The sequence below is a fragment of the Mycobacterium kyogaense genome, from assembly GCF_036946525.1.
GTDB classification, from domain to species: domain Bacteria; phylum Actinomycetota; class Actinomycetes; order Mycobacteriales; family Mycobacteriaceae; genus Mycobacterium; species Mycobacterium kyogaense_A.
The window spans coordinates 16,613-33,229 of sequence record NZ_JAQIIY010000024.1; the positions used below are offsets into that span (position 1 = coordinate 16,613).

At 69.5% G+C, this 16,617-nt stretch carries 17 protein-coding genes; 7 read left to right on the top strand and 10 right to left on the bottom strand.

Annotated features, from left to right (window positions below):
- Position 1 precedes the first annotated feature (1 nt).
- Entirely contained in the window at positions 2-823 is an 822-nt protein-coding gene (locus tag PGN37_RS19990) for a glycerophosphodiester phosphodiesterase (RefSeq protein WP_335332741.1), read from the top strand.
- On the opposite strand, the gene PGN37_RS19995 is transcribed toward PGN37_RS19990, so the two are convergent.
- Genes PGN37_RS19995 through PGN37_RS20005 form a run of 3 tightly spaced genes read right to left on the bottom strand, consistent with a single transcriptional unit; the run spans position 824 to position 3,665 of the window.
- Positions 824-2,101, bottom strand: a complete 1,278-nt coding sequence (locus PGN37_RS19995) for an LCP family protein (RefSeq protein ID WP_442932969.1) — start codon at positions 2,099-2,101, stop codon at positions 824-826.
- 9 nt (positions 2,102-2,110) lie between these two features.
- On the bottom strand, positions 2,111-2,869 hold the full coding sequence (locus tag PGN37_RS20000) for a CPBP family intramembrane glutamic endopeptidase (protein WP_335332742.1): 759 nt from the start codon (positions 2,867-2,869) through the stop codon (positions 2,111-2,113).
- 25 nt (positions 2,870-2,894) lie between these two features.
- Positions 2,895-3,665 (bottom strand): DUF2470 domain-containing protein, encoded by a 771-nt coding sequence (locus tag PGN37_RS20005; protein WP_335332743.1) that lies wholly within the window; start codon positions 3,663-3,665, stop codon positions 2,895-2,897.
- A 106-nt stretch (positions 3,666-3,771) separates the two neighbouring features.
- On the opposite strand from PGN37_RS20005, the gene pheA reads away from it, so the two are divergent.
- Together pheA and PGN37_RS20015 are read left to right on the top strand one after the other, a co-directional pair.
- On the top strand, positions 3,772-4,689 hold the full coding sequence (gene pheA, locus PGN37_RS20010) for a prephenate dehydratase (RefSeq protein WP_335332744.1): 918 nt from the start codon (positions 3,772-3,774) through the stop codon (positions 4,687-4,689).
- A complete protein-coding gene (locus PGN37_RS20015) occupies positions 4,686-5,378 on the top strand; it encodes a histidine phosphatase family protein (RefSeq protein WP_335332745.1) in 693 nt (230 codons plus the stop codon). The genes pheA and PGN37_RS20015 overlap by 4 nt, the downstream gene beginning before the upstream one ends.
- A 248-nt stretch (positions 5,379-5,626) precedes the next feature.
- Here the strand turns inward: PGN37_RS20015 and PGN37_RS20020 are convergent, their stop codons facing one another.
- Complete coding sequence (locus PGN37_RS20020) at positions 5,627-5,977, bottom strand: metallopeptidase family protein (RefSeq protein ID WP_335332746.1); 351 nt, start codon at positions 5,975-5,977, stop codon at positions 5,627-5,629.
- Entirely contained in the window at positions 5,977-7,380 is a 1,404-nt protein-coding gene (locus PGN37_RS20025) for a septum formation family protein (protein ID WP_335332747.1), read from the bottom strand. The genes PGN37_RS20020 and PGN37_RS20025 overlap by 1 nt, the downstream gene beginning before the upstream one ends.
- Positions 7,381-7,474: 94 nt before the next feature.
- Between PGN37_RS20025 and serS the strand changes: the two genes are divergently transcribed.
- Positions 7,475-8,731: a serine--tRNA ligase gene (gene serS / locus PGN37_RS20030; protein ID WP_335332748.1), complete on the top strand. Its 1,257-nt coding sequence runs from the start codon at positions 7,475-7,477 to the stop codon at positions 8,729-8,731.
- On the opposite strand, the gene PGN37_RS20035 is transcribed toward serS, so the two are convergent.
- The 3 genes from PGN37_RS20035 to PGN37_RS20045 are packed head-to-tail and all read right to left on the bottom strand — an operon-like array spanning position 8,728 to position 11,352.
- A complete protein-coding gene (locus PGN37_RS20035; RefSeq protein WP_335332749.1) occupies positions 8,728-9,072 on the bottom strand; it encodes a hypothetical protein in 345 nt (114 codons plus the stop codon). The two genes, serS and PGN37_RS20035, sit on opposite strands and share 4 nt — an antisense overlap.
- Positions 9,069-10,619: a Rieske 2Fe-2S domain-containing protein gene (locus PGN37_RS20040; protein ID WP_335332750.1), complete on the bottom strand. Its 1,551-nt coding sequence runs from the start codon at positions 10,617-10,619 to the stop codon at positions 9,069-9,071. The genes PGN37_RS20035 and PGN37_RS20040 overlap by 4 nt, the downstream gene beginning before the upstream one ends.
- A 37-nt stretch (positions 10,620-10,656) precedes the next feature.
- Positions 10,657-11,352, bottom strand: coding sequence for an aminoglycoside 3'-phosphotransferase (locus PGN37_RS20045; protein ID WP_335332751.1), 696 nt, complete (start codon positions 11,350-11,352; stop codon positions 10,657-10,659).
- A gap of 37 nt (positions 11,353-11,389) precedes the next feature.
- On the opposite strand from PGN37_RS20045, the gene PGN37_RS20050 reads away from it, so the two are divergent.
- From PGN37_RS20050 to PGN37_RS20060, 3 genes are read left to right on the top strand one after another with little or no spacing between them, the layout of a single operon-like run.
- Positions 11,390-12,160: a lysophospholipid acyltransferase family protein gene (locus PGN37_RS20050; protein WP_335332752.1), complete on the top strand. Its 771-nt coding sequence runs from the start codon at positions 11,390-11,392 to the stop codon at positions 12,158-12,160.
- Between the two features lie 3 nt (positions 12,161-12,163).
- Positions 12,164-12,910: a lysophospholipid acyltransferase family protein gene (locus PGN37_RS20055; RefSeq protein ID WP_335332753.1), complete on the top strand. Its 747-nt coding sequence runs from the start codon at positions 12,164-12,166 to the stop codon at positions 12,908-12,910.
- Positions 12,907-13,719, top strand: a complete 813-nt coding sequence (locus PGN37_RS20060) for an HAD family hydrolase (RefSeq protein ID WP_335332754.1) — start codon at positions 12,907-12,909, stop codon at positions 13,717-13,719. Before PGN37_RS20055 ends, PGN37_RS20060 begins: the two co-directional genes overlap by 4 nt.
- A 2-nt stretch (positions 13,720-13,721) precedes the next feature.
- Here PGN37_RS20060 and PGN37_RS20065 read toward each other — a convergent pair whose 3' ends face one another.
- Both PGN37_RS20065 and PGN37_RS20070 read right to left on the bottom strand, forming a co-directional pair.
- Positions 13,722-15,338, bottom strand: coding sequence for an N-acetylmuramoyl-L-alanine amidase (locus PGN37_RS20065; RefSeq protein ID WP_335332755.1), 1,617 nt, complete (start codon positions 15,336-15,338; stop codon positions 13,722-13,724).
- A gap of 133 nt (positions 15,339-15,471) precedes the next feature.
- Positions 15,472-16,452, bottom strand: coding sequence for a hypothetical protein (locus tag PGN37_RS20070; protein WP_335332756.1), 981 nt, complete (start codon positions 16,450-16,452; stop codon positions 15,472-15,474).
- Positions 16,453-16,617 lie beyond the last annotated feature (165 nt).

A 16,617-nucleotide genomic window follows, 5' to 3' on the forward strand; every position in this document is an offset into this window, starting at 1 on the left:
TATGAACTCCGGCGGGACGTCCGACGGCCACCCCTTCGTGGTGGCTCACCGCGGCGCCTCGGCCGATCTGCCCGAACACACCAGGACCGCCTACGAACGGGCGCTCGACGAGGGCGCCGACGCGGTCGAATGCGATGTGCGGCTGACCCGCGACGGACATCTGGTATGTGTGCACGACCGTCGGCTGGATCGCACCTCGACCGGCAACGGCCTGGTCAGCGAGATGACGTTGGCCCAGCTGCGAGAGCTGGACTACGGCTCCTGGCACCCCAGTTGGCGGTCGGACGGCAGCCAGGGCGACACCGGATTGCTCACCCTCGACGACCTGGTCTCTCTCGTCCTGGACTGGAACCGGCCGGTGAAGATGTTCATCGAGACCAAGCACCCGGTCCGCTACGGCGCGCTCGTGGAGAGCAAGGTGTTGGCCCTGCTGCACCGGTACGGCATCGCCTCACCCGCCTCGGCGGACACGTCCCGGGCGGTCGTGATGTCCTTCTCCGCCGCGGCGGTCTGGCGGATTCGGCGGGCGGCGCCGCTGCTGCCCACGGTGCTGCTGGGCGAGACGTCGCGATTCCTCGGGGGCAGTGCGGCGACGACGGTCGGTGCGACGGCGGTCGGACCGTCGATCGCGACGTTGCGCGAGCATCCCGAGCTGGTCGACCGGGCCGCGGCCCAGGGCCGCGCCCTGTACTGCTGGACCGTCGACCATTACGAGGACGTGCAGTACTGCCGTGACCTCGGGGTGGCATGGATCGCGACCAACCATCCCGGGCGCACCAAGGACTGGCTGCAGAACGGCCTCAAGGGCGCGGGTCGCGACTAGTCAGGAATTCGAGGCGTCGAGCACGTCCTGCGGAACGGGCGCATCCGAGGCCAGCGCCGAGAACAGTCTCTGGGCGGCGTCGCTGTCCCAGACGACGATCGAGCCGGAGCCGTTCTCGGTGAACTCGCCGATCGGCACCGTGATGTTCTGCATGTCGCCGCGCAGCGCCCAGCCCAGCCGGGCGAGGTCCCACACGTGGTCACCGTCGGCGACGGTGACGGTGTCGGCAGCTGCGGCGGTCATCGGGTACCAGCGCAGCGGGTTCAGCAGCACCGACGGGCTCACCGCTCGATGCATCAGCGTGGACATGAAGGCCCGTTGGTTGACCATGCGGTCGAGATCGGCGCGCGGCGTGGCGCGGCTGCGGACGAAGCCGAGCGCCTGCTGGCCGTCCACGTGCTGGCAGCCGGCGGGCAGATCGATGCCTGCCAGCGGATCGTTGATCGGTTCCGGTGGGCACACGGTGACACCGCCGACCGCGTCGACGAGACCCGCGAAGCCGCCGAAGCCGATCTCCGCGTAATGGTCGATGCGCAGCCCGGTCGCCTCTTCGACGGTCTGGGTGAGCAGCGCCGGCCCACCGAGCGAGAACGCGGCGTTGATCTTGTCGCTGTCGTATCCCGGGATCGGCACATAGGAGTCGCGCGGGATCGACACCATCGTGGCCGGGGTGCTGGACCCGATCCCGGGCAGATGGACCAGCAGGATCGTGTCGGTGCGGCTGTTGCCGAGATCGCCGCCGGTCGCGAGCTCGGCCTGCTGGTCGGGCGTCAGGTCCGACCGACTGTCGGAACCCACCAGCAGCCACGTCGTTCCGGCGCCCTGCGCGGGCCGGTCGGCGTAGTCGGCCAGAGCAGGAACGCGTCTCAGCGTGGTGTCGATCCAGGCGCCGGCACCGATCAACGCGAGCACCGCCACCAGCAGCACGACCGGGATCAGCCGCAGCCAACGCCGGCGGCGGCGCGGTGCTCGCCGCTGCGGCGGGACGGGCGGGGCCGGCGGACGCGCGGCAGGTGGGGGTCGGCGCACCTGGGCGGGCGGCGGCGCGGGAGGCCGGCGCGGCGGGGCCGGCGGGGGAGCGGGGGGCCTCCGAGGTGGGAGGGAAGAAGGGAGGGGCGGGGAGACGGGCGGAGCCGGCGGGGCGGCCTGTGCGGGTGGGCCCGGCGGCCGGTAGCGCGGGTCGCGCCGCAGCTGTGGTGGCGGCTCCCGCCGCGGCGGATAGCCACGCGGCGGGGGCGGTGGCACCGGCCTGGGGACGGGCGGCCGCTCGTCGGTCACAGCAAGAACCTACTGCAACCAGGTCAATCGGCCGGCCAGCAACGAGTACCCGACGAAGGCCACCGCGTCGATCAGTGTGTGCGCCACGATCAGCGGCCACAGCCGGCCGGTGCGTTGCCACGCGTAGCCGAACACCAGGCCCATCGCGACGTTGCCCAGTCCGGCCCCGAAGCCCTGGTACAGGTGGTAGATCCCGCGCAGCAGGCTCGACAGCGCGAGCGCGACCCACGGGTTGACCTGCAGCTGACGCAGCCGGGTCAGCAGGAAGCCGACGACGACCACCTCCTCGGCCCACCCGTTGCCGAACGACAGCAGCAGGAGCACCGGGATGCGCCACCAGGTGTCGTTGAGTTCGGCCGGTTCGACCGAGGCGTTGAGTCCGAGGACACGGGCGAGCTGGTAGAGCGCCAGCCCAGGAATCCCGATCATCAGGGCCAGCCCGACACCACCGAGAAAGTCTGTGCGCCAACGGAACCGGGCCAGTCCGATGCGTGCGGGGCTGTCACCGGCGCGCCACAGCAGGTACAGCGCGAGGCCACCCCAGGCCAGCAGCTGGAACAGTCCGGCGAGGTTGAGGCCGAGGTCGATCAGGCTGAACGGTGACCGCCTCGGGTTGAGCGCCACCGTCTGGCCGGACAGGCCCAGCAGGACCGCTTCGATCAGGCGCAACAGTGCGGTGTAGCCGCTGAGCCCGAAGGTGACGGCCAGGACCACCGCGATCTCGATGCGCAGGGCGCGCCGCTGCGCATCGGTCGGCGGTTCGCTCACCGCAGCTACGGTAGCGGTGCGCGCGTCAGACGCGGCGGGCGCGCAACCCGTTGAGGAACGGGCACCCCATCAGGATCCGGATGGCCCGGCTCAGTCCCGTCACGTCGTCGACGGGCTGCGGGAACGGCAGCCGGACGTCGTGGTCACCGTCGGCGGACTCCACCCGCAGCGCGACGCCGTAGCGGTCGAGTCCGAGTGGACGCACATGCCCGTTGCGCAGCGCGCCGGGCAGCCGGCTCGCCAGCCGGTCGACGACGTCGCGGTGTTCTGCCTCCAGATGCTGCAGCCAGGCGGATTCCATCGCGCAGAACGGGTCGGGAAGTGCGCCCAGCAGGCTCGCGACCGAGATCGACTCGGCGCCGGTCGAATCCGCGGCGACGACCGACTCGATCTCCAGGCGCATCAGCGCGTCCTGGCCCTCGTCGCTGTTGACTCCCAGCAGGGCGGGGTGCGGGTTGGACGCGGCGATCAGATCGAGCAGCGCGGGCACTTCGCGGTCCGCAACGGTCCACAGCCTGCCCTGGATCCACACCAGCGAGCGGACGGGTTCACGCAGCGGCAGCGGTGCGTAATCGGTCAGTTCGAGCACCGCCTGCACGCCGGCCGCACCCGCCGTGGCGACCGTCGCTGTCAGGGCGCTCGCCGCGGGAACGGTCAGGGCGACCGAGCCGTCGCAGAGAAGGTGGACCACCGGGGTGGGCGTCGGATCGATCCCGTCGGTGGCAACCATCGCGCCTGTAGCCCGCGCACACGCGCTGCGAATCCGCTCGGCCGTCGTCGGTGCCTGCACAGTCATCCCGCCTCCCAAAGTAAGGTGAGGCTAACTTAAACAAGTCGGACGTGTCTCGCAAGGCGTCCCGTCGTCCACCAGGACAACTGCGCCCACCCGATAGGCTGACCCCGTGTCCCGCATCGCTTACCTCGGCCCCGAGGGCACGTTCACCGAGGCGGCATTGCGCACGCTCGACGCCGACCACCTGATCCCCGCGCCCGGCCCCGTCACCCGGATCGCCACCGACAGCACACCCGCTGCCGTGGCTGCCGTTCGCTGCGGTGAGGCCGACTTCGCCTGCGTGCCGATCGAGAACTCCATCGAGGGATCGGTGCTGCCGACGCTGGACAGTCTCGCCGACGGACCGCCGGTGCAGATCTATGCCGAACTCACCCTCGACGTGTCGTTCACGATCGCGGTGCAGCCCGGCGTCGCTACCGAGTCGGTGCGCACCGTCGCGGCGTTCCCGGTCGCCACCGCCCAGGTGAGGAAGTGGCTGGCCGAGAATCTGCCCGACACGACGCTGCTGCCCGCGCTCTCCAATGCCGCGGCCGCCGCGGAGGTGGCCGCCGGCCGAGCCGACGCCGCGGTCACGACCGCGTTGGCCACCGAGTTGTACGGCCTGGACGCGGTGGCCTCCGGCGTGGTCGACGAGCCGAACGCCAGAACCCGCTTCGTCCTCGTCGGAGCGCCGGCCGCGCCCCCAGCCCGCACCGGCGCCGATCGGACGTCGGTGGTGCTGCGGTTGGCGAACGTGCCGGGCTCTCTCGCGATGGCGATGACGGAACTGGCGATCCGCGACATCGACCTGACCCGCATCGAGTCGCGGCCGACGAGAACCGAACTGGGTAGCTACAAGTTCTTCCTCGACTTCGTCGGCCACATCGACGACGGACCGGTCGCCGACGCACTGCGTGCACTGCACCGTCGCTGCGACGACGTGCGCTACCTGGGGTCCTGGCCCACCGGTGACCCGGCGGGCACCCCGCCCCCGACGACCGACGAGGCGACGACGTGGCTGACACGCCTTCGCGAGGGCACGCCGTGAGTGGTCGACTCCTGCTGGTTCGCCACGGGCAGACGCACAGCAACGTGGCGCGACGGCTCGACACCCGCCCGCCGGGGGCTCAGCTCACCGATCTCGGCCGGGAGCAGGCCCGCGGCTTCGCGAGCACGCTGACTCACGAGCCCGGTCTGATCGCGCACTCGATCGCGACCCGCGCCGTGCAGACCGCCCACGAGATCAGCACGGCACTCGGCGCCGCGCGCCCGCCCGCCGAGTTCCAGGGACTTCACGAGGTGCAGGTCGGCGACCTGGAAGACCGCTCAGACGAGGCTGCCCACGATCAGTTCACCGAGATCTACCGGCGCTGGCAGGACGGCGAACTCGGCCTGTCGCTACCCGGCGGCGAATCCGGCAACCAGGTGCTGGAGCGGTACGTGCCGGTGCTCGACGACCTGCGGATGCGCTACCTCGACGACGACAGCTGGCGCAGCGACATCGTCGTGGTCAGCCACGGCGCGGCCATCAGGCTGGTGGCCGCTGTGCTCGCCGGCGTGGACAGCACCTTCGCTGTCGACCACCACCTCGCCAACACCGAAGCCGTCGTCCTCGCACCGGTCACCGACGGACGGTGGAGTTGCCTGCAGTGGGGTGCTCTGACACCGCCGTTCGGACCCGATGCGGCGGCGGTGGCGACTGACGGCCGCGAGGCGTCAGCCGACCCGATGGGCTGACATCGGCCGTAGGCCGACATCCGCGTCGTCGCACGCGCAGCCGACAGCGCTGCAGTCGAGATGCATGTCATGGGCGGCAGGTGGGGCGAGGCAACCGTCCTCGGTGCACTCTTCCCGACGGTAGGCGTGGTGGATCAACGCACCGTGGCAGTGCTCGAGACCCGCCGCGCAGGCACGGCACTGGTCACTCATGGTCCGTTCATAGCACCCAACGCCGACAGGATCGGGTTGCCGCGCTCGAGTGACGTTCAGCCCCAGCCGAGTTCGTGCAGCCGTTCGTCGTCGATGCCGAAGTGGTGGGCGATCTCGTGGATCACGGTGATCGCGACCTCGTCGACCACCTCCGCGTCGGTGTGGCACATGTCGAGCAGCGCGTCACGATAGATCGTGATGGTGTCGGGCAGAGCGCCGACGTACCAGGAGTCGCGTTCGGTGAGCGCCACGCCCTCGTAGAGCCCGAGCAACTCCGGCTCCTCCGGGTGCCGGTCGGCTACCAGGATGACGACGTTGTCGATCGCCGCGGCCAGCTCACCGGGGATCAGATCGAGTGCGTCGCCCACCAACTCGTCGAACCGCTGCGGACTCATCCGCACGGCCATCACGGTGCAGGCGGCGGGAATGGCACGGCCGGCGGCGGTACTTGGTCGACCGGAGCCGGCGCGGCCGGAGGTGCCTGCTCGGCGGGCGGCAGCGGTACATCTGCCGGTGGCGCCCCCGGCGGGGGCGGTGGGCCGCCCAGGAACGTGTTGCCCTGCGCCGGCGGCTGATCGGTGGCCGGCGCCTGCTGGGTGGGCGTCGGCGCGGCCGTCGTCGCCAGCTGGGGCATGTGCTGGGTCTGCTGGCTGCTGTCGTCGGACTGGGAGCTGGAACTCGAACTCGAGCTCGACCCTGAACTGGAGCTGGAGCTGCTCGACTGCGACGACGTGTCCGGTACGTTCGGCACCTCGATCGGCGGCAGGTTCAGACGCTCTTCGGGGATGTCGGGCGGCGGCACCGGCGGCTGCCCGTTGATCATCAGCGGGCCCTTGGCGCTGTTGAGCAGCGTCGACCAGCCACCGTTGCCGAGCGTGGCGCCGATGCTGCACGACACCTGCCTGCTGCCGGCGGACCAGCTCGGCAGCGAGACCGTGCTGTAGATCAGCGTCAGCGTGGTGTTGCGCAGCTGGATCGGGGCCAGATAGGCGTCGGTCATCTTGGTGCAGGTGTCCTTGATGAACGTGTCCTGCTCGGCTTCGAGCGGCAGCCCGCCGGGGAACTTCTCGGCCAGGTTGACCGCGCCGGTGACCTCCATCGCGTGCGGGGCGGCGCAGTCGACGGGGATGTCGGTGGGCTGATTCGTCGTGGGGTCGATGCCCAGGCAGGTCCCGGCGGCCCACACCTTGGACTGGTCGATGTCGGCGACCTTGCCGGTGAAGGCCAGCTGCTGGTTGTTCGGGCCGGGCAGCTGCAGGCCACACAGCATGCGGCGCTCCCCGGACTGCTTCCAGGCCTTGTCGCCGGACCACAGCATGCTGATCGTGAACTTGCTGTTGGGATCGAATTTCGCGCCGAGGTAGCGCCGGACCGCGGCCGTGCACTGTTCCTGGCTGATCTGCTGGATGCGGGCGGTCGACGGAGGCGCGGCGTCGGGGCCGTACTCACTGCCCGGGAACGTCCGCATGTCGACGGATTCGGCCACCTCGAAGCGGTGCTCGCCGGTGCAGTCGACGATCTCCGCGGCGTCCGGGGTGCGTTCCGGCCAGTTCAGGCAGTCGCCGCTCGTGGCGTGGTCGAACGTGTCATTGCCGCGCGGGCCCAGCGAGATCGAGTTGGCGGTCAGTCCCCCGGCCGGATCGGTCTGCGGCAGCGCGGTGATGACACCCGCGATCAGCAGGCCACCCAGGGCGGTCAGCAGCAGGGCTCGGCGCGTCGACTCCGCCTGCAGGCTGTGCCACCAGCGCGTCGGGCGCCGCTCCGGGCCGGCGGGCGGTGCGGGTGGGGTGGTGGACGACGACGAGAACATCGCCCACCATTGTGGCAGGCGTGTCAGGTGCTGTGACAAGTGATGCAGCTGTAACGTTATGCGGCTGACGCCGCGGCCCGTAGGGTTGCGCGATGTGATCGACCTGAAAGTGCTGCGAGACAACCCTGACGCGGTGCGGGCATCCCAGCGGGCGCGTGGTGAAAACCCTGGCCTCGTCGATGCCCTGGCCGACGCCGACGTCGCCCGCCGCGCCGCCATCTCCGAGGCGGACACCCTGCGCGCCGAGCAGAAGACCGCCAGCAAGGCGGTCGGTAAGGCCTCTCCTGACGAGCGGCCCGCGCTGCTGGCTGCGGCGAAGGAACTCGCCGAGCGCGTGCGGTCCGCCGAGGCCGCCCAGGCCGAGGCCGAAAAAGCCTTCACCGCGGCACACATGGCGATTGCCAACGTGATCATCGACGGCGTGCCTGCCGGCGGCGAGGACGCCTTCGTGGTCCTCGACACCGTCGGGGAACCTCCGGCCCTGGACAATCCCAAGGACCACCTGGACCTCGGCGAGTCGCTGGGCCTGATCGACATGGATCGCGGCGCCAAGGTGTCCGGGTCGCGGTTCTACTTCCTCACCGGCTACGGCGCGCTGCTGCAGCTGGCTCTGTTCCAGCTCGCGGTCCGCACCGCCACGGAGAACGGCTTCACGCTGATGATCCCGCCGGTGCTGGTGCGCCCCGAGATCATGGCCGGGACCGGGTTCCTGGGCGCCCACGCCGACGAGGTGTACCACCTCGCCGACGACGACCTCTATCTCGTGGGCACCTCTGAGGTGCCCCTGGCCGGCTACCACGCCGACGAGATCCTCGATCTGTCAGGCGGTCCGCGCCGCTACGCCGGATGGTCGTCGTGCTTCCGGCGCGAAGCGGGCAGCTACGGCAAGGACACGCGCGGAATCATCCGGGTGCACCAGTTCGACAAGATCGAAGGCTTCGTCTACTGCCGGCCCGAGGACGCCGAGGCCGAGCACGAGCGGTTGCTGGGTTGGCAGCGTCAGATGCTCGCCGCGATCGAGGTGCCCTACCGGGTCATCGACATCGCCGCGGGCGACCTCGGTTCCTCGGCGGCCCGCAAGTTCGACTGCGAGGCGTGGGTGCCCACCCAGCAGACCTACCGGGAGCTCACCTCGACCTCGAACTGCACCACGTTCCAGGCCCGCCGACTGGCGGTGCGCTACCGCGACGAGAACGGCAAACCGCAGACCGCCGCGACGCTGAACGGAACGCTGGCCACCACGCGTTGGCTGGTCGCCATCCTGGAGAACCACCAGCAGCCCGACGGCAGCGTGCGGGTACCCCAGGCGCTGCTGCCCTACCTCGGCACCGAGGTGCTCACCCCGAACTAGTGGTCGTCGAGCAGCTTTTCGAGCAGGGAGACGAACGCCTTCGGATCCACCGGTGTGCACGCCGGTCGCGGGAACGCCCCGCGCACGTCCAGGGTGACCAGCGTGGACTTGCGCGGCCGGTTCACATCCAGCGGCAGCCAGCACCGTAAGTCGGTGCCCCACAGGCGAAATCGTGACGTGAACAGGCCCAGCGGGCTGACCTGGTAACTGCGGATGTCGCGCAGCGGGATGATCTTCGAGGTGCCCGACGGGAAGTGGTAGCGGCGCAACGTCAGCGCTTCCCGGTCGAGCTGGATGAGCCCGTCATCGTAGAACGGGCTCGAGACGGCGCCGGCGCTCACAGCTTCTGCGACCTCAGCTCGTGGCCCTTGGTGGTCAGGCACCGGCCGTTGTCCAGGTTCCACTGCCAGCCGTGCAGGTTGCAGGTCAGCGTGTTGCCTTCCACCACACCGAATTTCGACAGGTCCGCCTTCAGATGGGGGCAGCGTCGTTGGATCTCCCAGCCGTCGAGCGTGATCGATGCCGTGTCGTCGTGGGCTTCTGCGAACCAGCCGTCGGCGTAGGCGACGCGCTCGTCGGTCAGGCACTTGAAGAACGTGTACAGGTATTCGTTGTAGCCGCCGACCCGCCAGGCCCGAAACCGGGTGGACAGGAAGATGGTGTTCACCCAGTCCGGTTCGCGATCACGCACGACAGTGCGCACCAGCTCAGCCGGGATCTCGAAGCCGTACCGGAACTTCTCATCCGGGACAGCTTCGCGCACAGCACGTTTGGGGAAGTCCAGCACCACGGTGTCAGGGCCCAGGCGTAGCTCGACGGGATAGCCGATGCCGTCGCAGATCTGGTCGGACGCCGACATTATCGGCTCGAACAGTTCGCGCAGTGGCTCCAGCAGTGATTCGCCGTCCGCGGGTGCCCAGGACGCCTTCTGGGCAGCCAGCACCGGCGCCATTCGCTGGGCGTAGGCCTCGATGTAGTCGGCCTTGCCGGTGGTGAAGATCTCCCGGACCTCGTCCTCGGGCACGGGGTGGTTCAGCGAATCCAGCGCAGAACCAGTGAAATTCGCCGTCGACCCCGGGATCATCAGCAGGCCGCCGGTGTGTCCGTGGGTGGCCATCTGATCCAGGAACACCACCTGGTCGGGGAAGATGTTCGCCGGATCACCGTGGTCGTCGTTCAGATCGCGCAACTCCGGGTCGAGGAAGCAGGGCGGACCGGCCGACGGCACCACCCACGTGGCACCGACCTGCGCGATGTACTGCCTGCACCGGTCCATCTGGCGTTGACGCTTCTGCACCCCGAACGCGTGCTTGGCCCGCTCGGGCATGTCGTAGACCATCGGGTACCAGATCGCCCCGGAGTACTGCAGCATGTGCACGTCGATCTGACCGAAGTCGGCGGCCAGCACGTCGAGGTCGACCGGGCGGGCGTCGTTCATGTTGAACGCCACCGTCTCGCCATCGGAGACGACCAGGCCGGAATCGCCGATGGGGCCGTCGGCGGGGGCGCGCAGGGCGATGATCATCACGTCGAGATCGCCCTTGGGTCCGCTGACGCGGTGCTTCACCGAATCGGTGGTCTCGAAGAACCGGTGGAAGCCGAGCTTCTCGAGCTCACGGCGCAGATCGGGCACCGGGTAGTCGGGCAGCAGCACCACGGCGTCCTTGGTGACGTGCTCGCGCAGGATCACGGGGTCGAAGTGGTCCTTGTGCAGATGCGACACATAGAGGTAGTCGACATCGCCCAACGCCGTCCAGTCGAGCTGGCTGTTGTCCGGGAACGGGAACCACGAGGCGAAGTACGCCGGCGTCACCCATGGATCGCACAGGATGCTCCCGGCCGTGGTGTCGATGCGGAAGCCGGCGTGCCCGACACTGGTGACCTGCACAAATACCCCTCTGACGACTGCTTGCTCGTGTGTCAGCTTAGCCCTGCGGCGACGGCTCGTCGTTCCACCGCTGCCGGTAGAACGCGATGCGTTCGTCATCGGGGCGCACCCCGTAGGCGTCGAGCAGCATGGCCTGCCAGCCGTCTCCCGGATAGTTCCAGTCCAGCGACATCGTCGCGATGGCGAGGTCGGCCCACCGGTCGGCGACACCGAGGTCGCCGAGATCGACGTGGCCGGCGAACGAACCGTCGTCGGCCATCAGTGTGTTGGGGGCGCAGGCGTCGCCGTGGCAGACCACGAGCCGGTCGGGTGGGGGAGCGCCGACGCCGATCCATGACGGTGGTCCGAACGGGCAGTCGGCGACCGGCAGCGTCTCGTGCAGCGCGCGCAGACCGGATCCGATGGCCCGCGCGGCGTCGGCGGGCCGGTCGGTCCACCGCACGTCGACCGCCGACCGACCGGGAAGCGCCGCGGTGCGCAACCAGCCGTGACCGCTGGCCAGCACCTCGGGCACGGGGTGGCGCGCACGTGCCCAGCGCAGCCGCACCGCCTCGTCGTCCAGCAGGTGGGCGACCTCGTCGGGGTAGGTCTTGACGAACTCACCGGGCCGGTCACCGCCGAGGGCGAAGGTCACCCCACCCAGCTCGTTGACCCACACCGCGGTCACCGGCCGGCCGCCCGCGATCCGGGACACGACGGCCGGGAGGGGCATCGGTTGGCTCGGCGTACTCACGGCGAGCCCCACTGTGCCACGCACTACGCTTGCGCCTGTGGAACCGGTATACGGCACAGTCATCCAGCTCGCCCGCCTCGTCTGGCGGACGCAGGGCCTGACCTTCACCGTCACCGGCATCGAGAACCTGCCGCGCACGGGTGGTGCGGTGATCGCGATCAACCACACCAGCTATTTCGACTTCACGTTCGCCGGTCTGCCCGCCTACCGGCAGCACCTGGGCCGCAAGGTCCGGTTCATGGCGAAGAAGGAAGTCTTCGACCACAAGGTCACCGGGCCGATCATGCGCAGCCTGCGCCACATCGCGGTCGACCGCGACAGCGGCGCAGCGTCGTATGCCGAGGCGGTCCAGAAACTCTCCGAGGGTGAGTTCGTCGGCGTCTACCCCGAGGCGACGATCAGCCGCAGCTTCGAGATCAAGGACTTCAAGTCCGGTGCGGCCCGGATGGCGATCGACGCGGACGTGCCGATCGTGCCGCACATCGTGTGGGGCGCGCAGCGCATCTGGACCAAGGGCCACCCGAAGAAGATGTGGCGACCCAAGGTGCCCATCTCCATCGCCGTGGGCGCGCCCATCTACCCGACGCTGCCTGCCGCCGAACTGACCGCGCTGCTGCATTCGCGGATGCAGCATCTGCTGACCGAGGTGCAGGACGCCTACGGGCCGCATCCCCCCGGCGAGTTCTGGGTGCCTCACCGCCTCGGCGGCGGCGCGCCGACCCTGGCCGAGGCGAATCGGATGGACGCCGAGGAGGCAGCCGCCAAGGCTGCCCGTCGTGCCGGGCCGTCGACCGAGGCGCCGGGATAAGCCATGGAACCGGTCTTCCGCTCGCTCGAGATCACGGCGATGTTGGCGGTGCGGGCCACCGGGACGACGATCACTTTTCGTGGGGTGGAGAACCTGCCCGCTTCGGGGGGCGCCGTCATCGCCATCAACCACACCAGTTATGTCGACTGGCTGCCCGCAGCATTGGCCGCCATGCGCCGGGGTCGCCGAATGCGGTTCATGATCAAGGCCGAGATGAACGAGGTGAAGACCGTCGCCTATCTGATCAAGCACACCAAGACCATTCCGGTGGATCGTAGGGCCGGCGCGCACGCCTATTCCCGTGCCGTGGAGGCGCTTCGGGCCGGGGAGATCGTCGGGGTGTACCCCGAGGCCACCATCAGCCGCAGCTTCGAGCTGAAGGAGTTCAAGAGCGGTGCCGCCCGAATGGCGCGTGAGGCACAGGTGCCGATCGTGCCACTGGTCGTCTGGGGTACGCAGCGGATCTGGACCAAAGATCAACCACGAGCATTGGGCCGCAAGAAGATTCCCGTCACCGTCGCGGTGGGCGCACCGATCGCCCCCGACGGCGGTGTCGATGAACTCAGTGGCCGGATGAGGGAGGCGATGACAGAGCTGCTGCACGACGCCCAACAGGGATATCCGGCACCGCCCGGGGCGCCGTGGCTGCCCCGGCGGCTCGGCGGAAGTGCGCCCACCCCGGTCGAAGCCGCCCGGCGTGAAGAGGCCGAGCTCGCGGAGCGGGCCCGTAGGCGGGGAGGAACCGCGTGACACCCGAACTCGTCGCGACCGATGTCGACGGCACACTGCTCGACGAGGACGAGACGGTCAGTCCGCGCACCCGGGACGCGGTGCGCGCGGTCGTCGACTCCGGGTCGCAGTTCGTGCTCGCCACGGGCAGGCCGCCGCGCTGGATCACCCCGATCGTCGACCAGCTGGGGTTCGCGCCGATGGCGGTGTGCGCCAACGGTGCTGTGATCTACGACCCGTCGGCGGATCGCATCGTCAGCGCGCGCACGCTGACCGCCGACGAGCTGGCCGAGCTCGCCGAGATCGCCGCGCGGGTGATCCCCGGTGCCGGTCTCGCGGTGGAGCGGGTCGGCCGATCCGCGCACGACGCCGCGACTCCGCAGTTCGTCAGCTCGCCGGGCTACGAACATGCATGGCTCAACCCGGACAACACCGAGGTCTCGCTGGATGATCTGCTGAGCGCACCCGCGGTGAAGTTGCTGATCCGCAAGGCGGGTGCGCGCAGTGCCGACATGGCGGCGGTCCTGCTCGAGCACGTCGGCCGCGCCGGCGACATCACCTACTCCACGAACAACGGGTTGATCGAGATCGTCCCCACCGGTATCAGCAAGGCGACCGGCATCGCGGAATTGAGTGTGCCCCTTGGCATCGACGCCGCGCACATCGTCACGTTCGGGGACATGCCCAACGACGTCCCGATGCTTGCCTGGGCGGGACTGGGGGTCGCGATGGGCAACGCTCATCCCGATGCTGTCGCGGCCGCCGACGAGGTGACGGCCACGAATGCTGAGGACGGGGTTGCTCGGGTGCTGGAGAGGTTCTGGGGCTGACGTCAGGCCGGGTTGATCGGGGGAGTGAAGCGCTCGAGCTGAACCGGGTTGTCGACTTTGCGGGTCAGCTCGACCGGGATGCCGTCGGTCACGCGGGTGACCGTGCCTTTCTCCCGGTCGAAGTTGAGAGTGCCGTGCTGGAAGTTCTGCACGATCCACAGCGGTTCGGCGATCTCCGCGCTGGTCGGCAGACCCAGCGCCCCCCGTTCGAATCCCAGTGTGCCCCAGGCGTTGTAGAGCTCGCCTGTGATCGGCTCGGCACCCGTGGTCGGTGACCAGTAGACCGCGCCGTGCTCGAAGGTGGCGTAGCGGGTCGCGCCTTCGCCGGACGCCTCGGGCGAGGTCGGCTTCCCGAGGTAACTGCCCACCCCGCCCAGCTTCTCCCACGTGGTGAAGATGGCGCCGCCGCGCAGCTGCTCGATCAGCATGTCCGCACCTGGCGGTTCGTTGAATGCTGCTGCCATCTCCCGGATCTGGGGCATCAGCGCGTAGGCGGCGTTACCGGGGCACTCGGTGTTGCCGACGTCGCGGTGGGTGAAGATGGTCGGCAGCGTCGGTGACGAGCCGAAAGGGAACTTGGTGAACGCCCCGCCCTCGGACGGCAGCACCACGGTGCCCTTCGGATCGACGCCGGCCTGTCCCAATACCCACCCCAGAAGCCTTGCTGTGGTGCGCAATTGGATCGGCGTCGGGGGCACGTCGGTGAAGTTGCCGAGCATCGCCACGCCCCACGTGTTGTGGTTGAAGCCGCCGGTGTGGCTGCCCTCGACCGGTCGCAGGATGCCGCCGGCGCGGCCCTCGAACACCTGCCCGTACTTGTCGACGAGCGCGTTGTAGGCGATGTCGCACCAGCCCAGGGTGCGGGTGTGGTACTCGTAGATCGAGCGGACGATTCCCGCCGAGTCCTGGGGTGTGTAGTCGTTGCTTCCTGCCGAGTGGTGCACGACGCCGGCTTGGATCTTGTTGTCGTAGCGCGGTTCTCCGCAGCGCATCGATTCGTCGGCGCCCCATGCTGCGCGGCTGATGATGCTGGGCGGCTGTCCCGGCGGGGTGGCGGCGTTGGGCAGCGGGAGCAGATCGACCGGCGTCTGCGGCGGGCTGATCAGCACCGCGTTGATGTTCTCGCCGAACGGTTGCTCGACGGTCGCCGGGATGTAGCCGAGTCCGGGGCGGGCACCCTGGGGGGGTTCTGCGCGTCCGGTGACGGGCGCGTTCGGAGGTCGGGTGACCTCGATCTGCACCGTCGTGGTCCGTCCGATGAAGACGGGTTCGGTGCCGCGGGGGGCGTCGTGGTTTGTCGGGCCGACGCCTTCGAGCGTCTCGGCGTCGTACCACGGCCCCCAGGTGCCGTCCGCTTTCTTCGGCCGCACGCGTGCTGTGGTGCCTGTCAGGTCACCTGAGGTGAGCGCCACCATCGAGAAGGGGGTGTCCTGGTGGATCTCCCGCACGGTGCGGCCCCCGCCGAGTTCGGCCAGTGGCTGGGAGGCCATCTGTGGTGCGGCGATCGCGGGGGTGGGCGGCGCGTCGGCGGTGACGATCGCGCGCACGAGCAGCGCGGTGAGCAACACCGTCCCCGTCAGCGCGGCGATCAGTGTCGACCTCGGGCGACGACACAGCACGGGCTGATGTTACGTATGTGTCAGCTGTTACTGGTGTTCCGACACGCACGACGCGCCGATGGCACCGCAGAGCTCAGGGCTTCTGCGGTGCCATCGTCGCGGGTGGACTCGAGTCGTGGGTGGACTGGGTGGCTCAGGCGCCTGAGTCGAGCGCCGCCTCGGCAGCGCCGAGCCCGGCCTGAGCCGGCGCGGCTGCTGCACCGGCCGCGTCGACGGCTGCCGCGGGGGCGGCGGCGGCCGCCGCGGCGGGAGGCTTGACCGCCGACATGATCGCCGGCATCAGCACGCCCTTGAGCAGGTCGATGGCCTCGCCCGCGCCCAGCGAGTTGGCCGCGCTGCTCAGGTCACCGATCAGGCCGCCGCTGCTGGAAGCCACCGGCTGGGTGGCGGCCAGCGACGGGTCACCCAGGATCGGGTAGCCCGCGCCGAGCGCCGGGTCGAGACCGATGGGTGCCGAGATCGGCACCTCGCCCGCGGCGGGCAACCCGGCGGTTGAGATCGGGGCTGCACCGAGCACGGGATCGGTGAGCGCCGGCGGCGTGCTCAGACCCGGGGTGGTGAGACCCGCGGGTGTGGTGAGGCTGGGCGTGGTGAGACCAGGAGTGGTGAGCGACGGTGTGGTGAGACCAGGAGTGGTGAGACTCGGTGTGGTCAGTCCAGGCGTGGTCAGGCCGGGTGCGCTCAAAGCCGGGTCGGTCAGCGACGGAGTGGCGCCGATCGGGCTGGTCAGCGCCGGATTGGCCAGACCGGGGTCGGTCAGCGACGGCGTGCCGAGGCCCGTACCGAGGCCCCCGGAATCCAGGCCCGTACCCAGACCGGTGCCCAGGCCGGGCGACAGCGTGGTCGGCGACGAGGCTCCGCTGCCGGTCAGCAGGCCGGTGGGCAGCGGGGGCAGGTTGATCCCGAACTGTGAAAGGCCCTGCGTCAGAGCCGAAATCAGCTCGCCGGGCAGATCGGTGATGGTGGCGGCCTGGCGGAACTCGCGGTGCTGCGGTTGCTGCGGGGACGGCGAGGTCAGCTGGGTGGTGGCGACAACTGCAACGGGACCTGCGACGGCCAGAGCGGCGACTGTGCTCAGGGCTGTCGAGAGCCGGCGGCGACGTCGGTTCGGCACGGAAGTCTCCTCAATACATGGACTACAGGCGGTAGATCGCGGATTTGTGCTACGCGATTGATGGTACTGATGTGACTAGTGGGACCAGAGTGACGATATGGAATCGTGAGCTAATCGCGACCTCCGCCGTTGCGCCACCGCAGGGCGAGCACCCACCGTCAGATA